The sequence below is a fragment of the Endozoicomonas sp. YOMI1 genome (genome assembly GCF_024606345.1).
Classification (GTDB): domain Bacteria; phylum Pseudomonadota; class Gammaproteobacteria; order Pseudomonadales; family Endozoicomonadaceae; genus Endozoicomonas.
The window spans coordinates 1-10,679 of record NZ_JAHHPM010000581.1 but is presented as its reverse complement, the minus strand read 5'-3'; the positions used below and the strand labels follow the sequence as shown (position 1 = coordinate 10,679).

4 protein-coding genes are annotated in these 10,679 nt (G+C 52.3%); all 4 read left to right on the top strand.

Annotation, left to right across the window (positions count from 1 at the left end):
* Window positions 1-368: 368 nt before the first annotated feature.
* The 4 genes from rplJ (at window position 369) to rpoC (ending at window position 10,528) form a co-directional block, all read left to right on the top strand.
* Window positions 369-899, top strand: coding sequence for a 50S ribosomal protein L10 (rplJ, locus tag KDK15_RS20335; RefSeq protein WP_257297228.1), 531 nt, complete (start codon window positions 369-371; stop codon window positions 897-899).
* Between the two features lie 88 nt (window positions 900-987).
* On the top strand, window positions 988-1,362 hold the full coding sequence (gene rplL / locus KDK15_RS20330) for a 50S ribosomal protein L7/L12 (protein ID WP_257297227.1): 375 nt from the start codon (window positions 988-990) through the stop codon (window positions 1,360-1,362).
* An 804-nt stretch (window positions 1,363-2,166) separates the two neighbouring features.
* Complete coding sequence (gene rpoB, locus KDK15_RS20325; RefSeq protein ID WP_257297226.1) at window positions 2,167-6,243, top strand: DNA-directed RNA polymerase subunit beta; 4,077 nt, start codon at window positions 2,167-2,169, stop codon at window positions 6,241-6,243.
* A 73-nt stretch (window positions 6,244-6,316) separates the two neighbouring features.
* The gene (gene rpoC, locus KDK15_RS20320) at window positions 6,317-10,528 is read left to right on the top strand and encodes a DNA-directed RNA polymerase subunit beta' (RefSeq protein WP_257297225.1); all 4,212 of its coding nucleotides are present in this window, start codon (window positions 6,317-6,319) and stop codon (window positions 10,526-10,528) included.
* Window positions 10,529-10,679 lie beyond the last annotated feature (151 nt).

Here is a 10,679-nt window from a genome sequence, read left to right as displayed (position 1 = left end):
CTTAAGCGTCCGTAGCGAGGATTGCGAGAAATTGAGGATAAAAATTTCTGCTTCTGAGGAGAATAGCGGGGCTATTTGACGAAGAAGCAGGAGTTTTTAGACCAATTTATCGCAACCGCAGTAGGACAGTCTTAAGTTCGACAGGCTCCTGGTGGGGGTCGTCAAAGATCGCAGGTGTCCGATACCGTGCCTGTTTAGTCAGGGGTCTTTCTTCGGAAAGGGTTATAGGTAGAGGACTTAATGTCCTGCGTAGACGGTGAGTATGCGTTTTATCCAAAACGATATACACCCATCACCGTATTGTAAGCGCTTAATGATTTATCACTGATAAATCATAAGTGAAACTTCATAAATTTGGAGTAAAGCCCATGGCGTTAGGACTCGAAGACAAGAAGGCTATTGTGGCCGAAGTCAGCGAGGCTGCACAAAGCGCTCTGTCGGCTGTAATCGCGGACTACCGTGGTCTTACTGTTAGTCAAATGACTGCTCTGCGCAAGCAGGCTCGTGAAGGTGGCGTCTACCTGAAGGTAGTACGTAACACCCTGGCCAAGCGCGCTGTAGAAGGTACTGAGCTTCAGTGCCTGCAGGAAGTTCTGGTAGGCCCTACTGTGCTTGCTTTCTCTATGGAAGATCCGGGTGCCGCTGCGCGTCTGATGAAGGATTTTGCCAAAGAGAACAAAGAGCTGGACATCAAAGCACTGTCTATTTCCGGACAGCTGCTGGGTGCAGAACAGATCGATGTTCTGGCCAAGATGCCTACTCTGGATCAGGCTCGCGCAATGCTGATGAGCGTAATGATCGCACCGGTAAACAAGCTGGCAAGAACTCTGATCGAGATTCCTGCAAGCATTACCCGTGTTGTGGCAGCTATTGCCGACGAGAAGAAGAAAGCCGCTTAATCCTTGATGGTTTTCTTGCTTTTTTGCTTAAACAAATTCTGGGGCCTGCTATTTGTTTGCCCCAACCAAGATTTTTGGAGATATAGAGATGGCTCTGTCCAAAGAAGATATCCTGAATGCAATCGCTGAAATGTCTGTAATGGACGTTGTTGAACTGGTTTCCGCTATGGAAGAAAAGTTCGGCGTTTCCGCTGCTGCTGCTGTTGCCGTTGCTGCTGCTCCTGCTGAAGCTGCTGCCGCTGCTGAAGAAAAAACCGAGTTCGACGTAATCCTGACTGACGCTGGCGACAAGAAAGTTAACGTCATCAAGGTAGTACGTGCTGCTACTGGCCTGGGTCTGAAAGAAGCCAAGGCTGTTGTAGACGGCGCTCCAGCTCCTCTGAAAGAAGGCGCTTCTAAAGAAGAAGCTGAAGAGCTGAAGAAGCAGCTGGAAGAAGCCGGTGCTAAAGTAGAAATCAAGTAATTTTCTACAAAAGCATTGCATAATCCCGAGTCTGTTGCATAATAGGTTCAGGTGGCTGGTGCCTGCGAGGGTGCCGGCCTTTTTTCCGTTGTATGAGCTATATCGTCTGAGTAACTGTATTGCGCATAGATCCTGTCCTTTATCATGAAAATTCTCACTCTTTTCAGTCTTTATGGCTGGACGGGGTTCTTCGTGATGTTGGCTGGGTTATTGCTGTTTTGGCAGATCGTTGTGCCAGAGATATGGACTTGGAAAAGTCATCACAGAGACTGATTAATCTGGAGAAGGCTTTTTGTATTGGTGTGAAACGTTTAAATACAGGGATTTTCCGGTAATTATAGTACCACTTCAGATCAAGCTATGAGATGATGGTAGGTTGCTGTAGAGAATTCATGCTGTGACCGTTTAGCCCCAGCCTGACATGCTAGCTGTTCGATGATTCATCGGGCAGATTTGAATACCGCTTCCGTTGCCTTGTGCGATGTAAGCGGTATTGACGTGTTAGCAGGGTAGTAAATCTGAACAATAGTTTCATATTGCTTTCTGTTCAGGCACTAAAGCTCATACAACGGTTGATGTCTATAACGACATGAAGTGTATACAACGATGCGCAAGTGTCTGTAACGGCATTAAGAGTATCTGCAACACCGCAAAGGTGTCTGTGATACAGGTCAGTAGAAGATGACCATAAAAAGTTGAAAATTTATTGGTTTTGACAGGGAGCCACCCGCTCTCAAACTAACCTATTATGGCCAGGCGACGCCGTCTGAAGTCAAAAACAGGTAACCAAGCTGGGGAACGCTGATGGCATACTCGTATACAGAGAAAAAACGCATCCGCAAGGACTTCGGCAAGCTGCCGAGTGTCATGAATGTGCCGTATCTGCTGGCGATTCAGCTTGATTCATATCACAAGCTGTTGCAGTCAGGTAAAGAATCGGCAGCCAGAGAAGATATCGGGCTCCACGCAGCCTTCAAATCCGTCTTTCCAATCGTAAGCTATTCCGGCAATGCCGCACTTGAGTATGTTAGCTACAGACTGGGTGCTCCTGCGTTTGATGTCAAGGAATGCCAGCTCAGAGGCGTCACTTACGCAGTACCTTTGCGGGTCAAGGTGCGTCTGATTATTTACGATAAAGACTCCGCTAACAAGGCAATCAAGGATATCAAGGAGCAGGAAGTGTACATGGGCGAAATTCCGCTCATGACCGATAACGGTACCTTTGTTATTAATGGTACAGAGCGTGTTATCGTATCCCAGCTGCATCGCTCTCCGGGCGTATTCTTTGATAATGACCGGGGTAAGACTCACTCCTCCGGTAAGCTGCTATATTCTGCCCGTGTTATTCCTTACCGTGGCTCATGGCTGGACTTTGAGTTTGATCCCAAGGATTTGCTGTATGTCCGTATCGACCGTCGTCGTAAGCTGCCTGCCACCATTCTGCTGAGAGCCATCGGGCTTTCCAATGAAGAAATTCTTGAGAGTTTCTTTGATTTTGTTGAATTCAACATTGGCGCTGAAAATGTCAGCACCGAGTTTGTTGCTGATCGCCTGAGAGGCGAGGCAGCCAGCTTTGATATCTACGATAAAGACGGTAATGTGGTTGTAGAACAAGGTCGTCGTGTCACTGCACGACATCTCCGTGAACTGCAGAAAGCCAAAATCAAGAACCTGGATGCGCCGGTAGATTACATCTATGGCCGTGTTCTGGCAAAGACCGTTATTCACAAAACTACCGGTGAAATCATTGTTGAGTGCAACACTGAAATTACCCCTGACGTTTATGAAACACTGCTGTCTGCCGGCATCAAAACGGTAGAAACTCTTTACATCAATGAGCTGGAGTGTGGTCCGTTCATGTCTGACACCCTGCGTGCAGATACCACCACCAATCGTCTGGAAGCGCTCGTTGAAATCTACCGCATGATGCGCCCCGGTGAACCACCAACACAGGATGCTGCTGAAGCCCTGTTCCAGAATCTGTTCTTCTCAACTGAGCGTTATGATCTGTCTTCCGTCGGTCGAATGAAGTTCAACCGCCGTCTGGGGCGTGATGAAGATACCGGTTCCGGTGTTCTGGATAACGCCGACATTATTGATGTCCTGCGCATCCTCGTTGATATCCGCAATGGTAAAGGTGTCTGTGACGATATCGATCACCTGGGTAACCGCCGTGTCCGTTCCGTTGGTGAAATGGCTGAAAACCAGTTCCGTGTGGGTCTGGTGCGTGTTGAGCGTGCTGTTAAGGAGCGTCTGAGTCTGGCTGAATCCGAAGGTTTGATGCCTCAGGATCTGATCAATGCCAAACCGGTGGCGGCGGCTATCAAGGAATTCTTCGGTTCCAGTCAGCTGTCCCAGTTTATGGATCAGAACAACCCGCTGTCTGAAATTACTCACAAGCGTCGTGTATCTGCGTTGGGCCCGGGTGGTCTGACCCGTGAGCGTGCCGGCTTCGAAGTGCGGGACGTACATGCGACTCATTATGGTCGTGTCTGCCCGATTGAGACGCCTGAAGGTCCAAACATCGGCCTGATTAACTCGCTGGCAACCTATGCCCGTACCAACGACTATGGCTTCCTGGAAGCACCTTACCGTCGCGTTGTCGATGGCAAGGTAACTGATGACGTTGATTACCTGTCGGCCATTGAAGAAGGCGAATACGTTATCGCCCAGGCCTCTGCGGCCATGGACAAAAACCGACAGTTGACTGAAGAGCTGGTTGTTGTTCGTTACCGTGGTGAGGCCACCCTGATGAGCCCGGATAAAGTCCAGTACATGGACGTGTCCACCAAGCAGATGGTATCTGTTGCAGCCTCTCTGATTCCATTCCTTGAGCACGACGATGCTAACCGTGCCTTGATGGGATCGAACATGCAACGTCAGGCCGTACCAACCCTGAGAGCAGAGAAGCCTCTGGTCGGTACCGGTATGGAGCGTAACGTTGCTTCTGACTCCGGTGTCTGTGTGGTTGCCCGCCGTGGCGGTGTGATCGATACCGTTGATGCAGCCCGTATTGTAGTTCGTGTGAACGATGATGAAGTGCAGCCAGGTGAGGCTGGTGTTGATATCTACAACCTGACCAAGTACACCCGTTCTAATCAGAACACCTGTATTAATCAGCGTTCCCTGGTTAAGGCTGGCGATCAGATTGCCCGTGGCGACATCATGGCGGATGGTCCGTCTGTTGATATGGGTGAGCTGGCGCTGGGCCAGAACATGCGTGTCGCGTTCATGCCCTGGAACGGTTACAACTTTGAGGACTCCATCCTTATTTCCGAGCGTGTCGTTCAGGAAGACCGCTTTACCACGATACACATTCAGGAACTGACCTGTGTGGCCCGTGACACCAAGCTGGGTGCGGAAGAGATCACTGGCGATATTCCCAACGTTGGTGAGTCTGCCCTGAACAAGCTGGATGAAGCCGGTATCGTTTATGTCGGTGCTGAAGTGGGCGCTGGTGACATTCTGGTGGGTAAGGTAACGCCAAAAGGTGAAACCCAGCTGACGCCGGAAGAGAAATTGCTACGTGCCATCTTTGGTGAGAAGGCGTCTGATGTTAAGGATACCTCTCTGCGTGTACCGACCAGCGTGAAAGGTACGGTTATTGACGTTCAGGTCTTTACCCGTGATGGTGTAGAGAGGGACTCTCGTGCGCTTTCTATTGAAAAGGCGCAGCTGGATGAGTACCGCAAGGACCTGAATGAAGAGTTCCGTGTGGTTGAGCATGACACTTTCGCCCGTCTGCGTGGTGCCCTGCGTGATCAACCGGTTGTTCGGGCACCGGGTCTTGGCAAAGGTGACCGGATCAGCGACAGCTATCTGGATGGCCTGGAGCACGAGCAGTGGTTCAAACTGTCCATGGAAGACGAAGCGCTCAATGAGATGCTGGATCTGTCCAGAGAACAGCTGAAAGAGCGTCGTGCCCAGCTGGATGAGCGTTTCGAAGACAAGAAGAAGAAGCTCCAGACCGGCGATGATATGGCTCCTGGCGTGCTGAAGATTGTCAAGGTCTACCTGGCCATCAAGCGTCGTATCCAGCCTGGTGACAAGATGGCGGGTCGTCACGGTAACAAGGGTGTTATCTCCATTATCATGCCGGTAGAAGACATGCCCCACGATGAAGAGGGTAATCCGGTTGATATCGTACTGAACCCTCTGGGTGTTCCGTCGCGAATGAACGTTGGTCAGGTGCTGGAGACTCACCTGGGGGCTGCGGCCAAGGGTCTTGGCGTCAAGATCAACCGCATGCTGGAAGCTCAGCAGAGCATGGTGGAACTGCGCAAGTTCCTGGATGAGGTCTACAACGGTATTCCTGGTTCCAGCCCGGTGGAGGTTGACTCTTTCGGCGATGCAGAAGTGCTGGAACTGGCCCGTAACCTGCGTGGCGGTGTCCCGATGGCAACGGCGGTATTTGATGGTGCCAAGGAGACCGAGATCAAGCGCCTGCTGCGTCTGGCGGACATGAATGACAGTGGTCAGGTCAAGTTATTTGACGGTCGTACCGGTGAATTCTTTGAGCGTCCGGTCACCGTTGGCTACATGTACATGCTCAAGCTGAACCACTTGGTAGACGACAAGATGCACGCTCGTTCTACTGGTTCTTACTCTCTGGTTACCCAGCAGCCTCTGGGTGGTAAGGCTCAATTCGGTGGCCAGCGTTTCGGGGAGATGGAGGTCTGGGCACTGGAAGCCTACGGTGCTGCCTACACTCTGCAGGAAATGCTGACTGTGAAGTCCGATGACGTCACCGGCCGTACCAAGATGTACAAAAACATCGTGGATGGCGACCACAGAATGGAAGCCGGTATGCCGGAATCCTTCAACGTACTGTTGAAGGAAATCCGCTCACTGGGCATTGACATCGAACTGGAAACCGAATAACGAACGTGTGGCCAGGGTGCCTGCTTTCTGGTGATAGAACAGCAGGCACCTTGCACCGCGAGGAGATACGATCTTGAAAGACTTATTGAATCTGCTCAAGACACAGGGCCAGACGGACGAATTCGACGCTATTCGGATTGCGCTGGCTTCACCGGACATGATCCGGTCCTGGTCATACGGCGAAGTTAAAAAGCCGGAAACCATTAATTACCGTACGTTCAAGCCTGAGCGTGACGGTCTGTTCTGTGCCAAGATTTTTGGCCCGGTCAAAGACTACGAGTGCCTCTGTGGTAAGTACAAGCGACTGAAGCACCGTGGTGTTATTTGTGAGAAGTGTGGTGTTGAGGTTGCCCTGGCCAAGGTGCGTCGTGAGCGCATGGGTCACATTGAGCTGGCCAGCCCGGTTGCTCACATCTGGTTCCTGAAGTCCCTGCCATCCCGTATTGGTCTGTTGCTGGACATGACCCTGCGGGATATCGAGCGGGTGCTGTACTTTGAGTCTTATGTTGTGGTTGATCCGGGCATGACCACGCTGGAGAAAAACCAGCTGCTGTCGGATGAGCAATACTACGAAGCCCTGGAAGAGTTCGGTGATGACTTTGATGCCCGTATGGGTGCCGAAGCCATCAAAGGTCTGCTGGCCGATATTGACATCGAAGACGAAGTCAACACGCTGCGTGAAGAGATTCCACAGACCAACTCTGAAACCAAGCTGAAGAAGCTGAGCAAGCGTCTGAAGCTGCTGGAAGCGTTTCATAACTCAGGCAACAACCCTGAGTGGATGATCCTGACCGTTCTGCCGGTTCTGCCGCCGGATCTGCGCCCTCTGGTACCTCTGGATGGTGGCCGTTTTGCCACGTCTGACCTGAACGATCTGTATCGCCGGGTGATCAACCGTAACAACCGTCTGAAGCGTCTGCTGGATCTGAACGCGCCGGACATCATCGTCCGTAACGAAAAGCGGATGCTGCAGGAGTCCGTTGACGCACTGCTGGATAACGGTCGTCGTGGTCGTGCCATCACCGGTTCTAACAAGCGTCCTCTGAAATCCCTGGCCGACATGATCAAGGGTAAGCAGGGTCGTTTCCGTCAGAACCTGCTGGGTAAGCGGGTAGACTACTCTGGTCGTTCGGTTATTACGGTTGGTCCTACCTTGCGTCTGCATCAGTGCGGTCTGCCCAAGAAGATGGCGCTGGAGCTGTTCAAGCCATTTATCTTCGGTAAGCTGGAAGCCAAGGGGTTGGCTACCACCATTAAAGCTGCCAAGAAAATGGTTGAGCGGGAAACCCCTGAGGTGTGGGACGTTCTGGCGGACGTCATCCGCGAACACCCGGTCATGCTGAACCGTGCGCCAACCCTGCACCGTCTGGGTATTCAGGCGTTCGAACCGGTGCTGATCGAAGGTAAGGCGATTCAGCTGCACCCACTGGTGTGTGCGGCCTATAACGCGGACTTCGACGGTGACCAGATGGCGGTGCACGTGCCGCTGACGCTGGAAGCCCAGCTGGAAGCCCGTGCCCTGATGATGTCCACCAACAACATCCTGGCGCCAGCCAATGGTGAGCCAATCATCGTGCCTTCCCAGGACGTGGTACTGGGGCTGTACTACATCACCCGTGAGCGCATCAATGCCAAGGGTGAAGGCATGGCATTCGTTGATATCGACGAAGTCATGCGTGCTTACCGTACCAAGGCTGTAGACCTGCATGCCCGCATCAAGGTGCGTGTTCATGAGAAATACCGGGACGGTGAAGGTGTTGAGCACGACAACAAGTTCCTGGCTGACACCACCGTTGGTCGAATGATCCTGTGGGATATCGTGCCTCAAGGTCTGCCATTCTCCCTGGTTAACCAGGCCATGAAGAAAAAGGCGATTTCCGGCCTGCTGAATGCCTGCTACCGTAATGTTGGTCTTAAAGAAACCGTTATCTTTGCTGACCAGATGATGTATCTGGGCTTCCAGTATGCAACGATTTCCGGTACCTCCATTGGTGTTAACGACTTCGTTATTCCTCCTGAGAAGGCGCGCATCATCAATGATGCCAACGAAGAAGTTAAGGAAATCGAAAACCAGTTTGCTTCCGGTCTGGTAACTGCCGGCGAGAAGTACAACAAGGTTATCGACATCTGGTCCCGTGCCAACGAAATGCTGGCCAAGCGCATGATGGATAACCTGAAGTCCGACACGGTTATCAACAAGCAGGGCGAGGAAGAAGAGCAGGAATCCTTCAACAGCGTCTACATGATGGCGGACTCTGGTGCCCGGGGTAGTGCGGCGCAGATACGTCAGCTGGCCGGTATGCGTGGTCTGATGGCCAAGCCCGATGGCTCCATCATCGAAACGCCGATTACTGCGAACTTCCGTGAAGGTCTGAACGTACTTCAGTACTTCATCTCTACCCACGGTGCCCGTAAGGGGCTGGCGGATACCGCTCTGAAGACAGCGAACTCCGGTTACCTGACCCGTCGTCTGGTTGACGTTGCCCAGGATCTGGTGGTCACTGAAGATGACTGTGGCACCAGCGACGGCCTGCTGATGACTCCGCACATTGAAGGTGGTGATATCGTCGAGCCATTGGGTGAACGCATCCTGGGTCGTGTGGTAGCAGAAGACGTACTCAAGCCAGGCAGCGACAGTGAAATTGCTGTACCCGCCGGAACCCTCATTGATGAGATGTGGGTTAAGCGTCTCGAAACCATGAACGTTGACGAGATGCGCGTACGTTCACCCATTACCTGTGAAACCCGTCACGGTATCTGTTCCAAGTGTTACGGCCGTGACCTGGGGCGTGGTCATCTGGTGAATAAGGGTGAGGCTGTGGGTGTTATTGCCGCCCAGTCCATCGGTGAGCCGGGCACACAGCTGACCATGCGTACCTTCCACATCGGTGGTGCGGCATCCAGAAATGCGGCGGCCGACAGTGTAACGGTCAAGAACAAAGGTTCTATCCGTCTGCTGAACCTGAAGTCTGTTGAACGTAAAGATGGCACTCTGGTGGCTGTCAGCCGTTCCGGACAGTTAGCCATTGCCGACGAGTTTGGCCGTGAGCGTGAGCGTTACAAGCTGCCATACGGTGCGATGATTTCGGTGAAGGACGGAGACCTGGTTGAAGCGGGGCAGACCGTGGCCAAGTGGGATCCACACACCCACCCGATCATCACGGAAACCGCCGGTATTGTTGAATTCCAGGGCATGGATGAAAACATCACCATTAAGACGCAGACGGATGAACTGACCGGTCTGTCCAACATGGAAGTGATGGATCCGAAGGATCGTCCGTCCGCCGGTAAGGATATTCGCCCAGCCATTCAGCTGAAAGATGCCAATGGAAACGAACTGAAGCTGCCAGGTACTGACGTTCCTGCTCAGTACTTCCTGCCAGCGAACTCTCTGGTGAACCTGTTGGATGGTGCCACGGTTGAAGTGGGTGCGGTACTTGCCCGTATTCCTCAACAGTCTTCCGGTAACCGGGACATCACCGGTGGTCTGCCACGGGTTGCTGACCTCTTTGAGGCCCGTAAGCCGAAAGAGCACTCGATCCTGGCGGAAATCTCCGGAACCATCGGCTTCGGTAAGGAAACCAAAGGTAAGAAGCGTCTGGTGATTACACCGACTGACGGTACTGATCCTTATGAAGAACTGATTCCAAAATGGCGTCACCTCAACGTGTTTGAGGGTGAGCAGGTAACCCGCGGTGAAGTTATCTCCGATGGTCCCACCAATCCACACGACGTATTGCGTCTGCTGGGTGTTGGTGAACTGGCTCGCTACATCGTTAACGAAATCCAGGACGTATACCGTCTGCAGGGTGTAAAGATTAATGATAAGCACATTGAGACCATTCTGCGTCAGATGCTGCGTAAGGTAGAAATTACCGATACCGGTGATTCGTCCTTTATCCGTGGTGACCAGCTGGAGTACACACGCCTGCTGGAAGAGAATGATCGCGTTAACCGTGAGAACGGCTTCCCGGCGAAGTTCGAGCGCGTGCTGCTGGGTATTACCAAGGCATCTCTGGCAACAGAATCCTTCATCTCTGCGGCTTCCTTCCAGGAGACTACCCGTGTCCTGACCGAAGCGGCGGTTACTGGCAAGCGCGACTACCTGCGCGGCCTGAAGGAGAACGTGGTCGTAGGTCGTCTGATCCCTGCGGGTACGGGGCTGACTTATCACGCTGAACGTCGCAAGGGACGTGAAGAAGTTGAGTTTGAGACTCCGGCCAAGGTATCGGCTTCTGAAGTTGAGCAGGCGCTGTCTGATGCTTTGAACTTCGGTGAAGTTTAATTGCTGATCCGTTAAAGGTAGGCAGGCCTGCCTTTAACACCAAAAAAAGCCACCAGTAAGGTGGCTTTTTTTTGAACTCGTTCGTTCTGAGTGGAGTCGAAGGACGTAAACTCCATACCCTGAATAAAGACTGTGCCAATCACCCTTCGAC

Coding starts and splice junctions, on each gene's coding strand:
- rplJ (WP_257297228.1), top strand. CDS start 369: ATGGCGTTAGGACTCGAAGACAAGAAGGCTATTGTGGCCGAAGTCAGC.
- rplL (WP_257297227.1), top strand. CDS start 988: ATGGCTCTGTCCAAAGAAGATATCCTGAATGCAATCGCTGAAATGTCT.
- rpoB (WP_257297226.1), top strand. CDS start 2,167: ATGGCATACTCGTATACAGAGAAAAAACGCATCCGCAAGGACTTCGGC.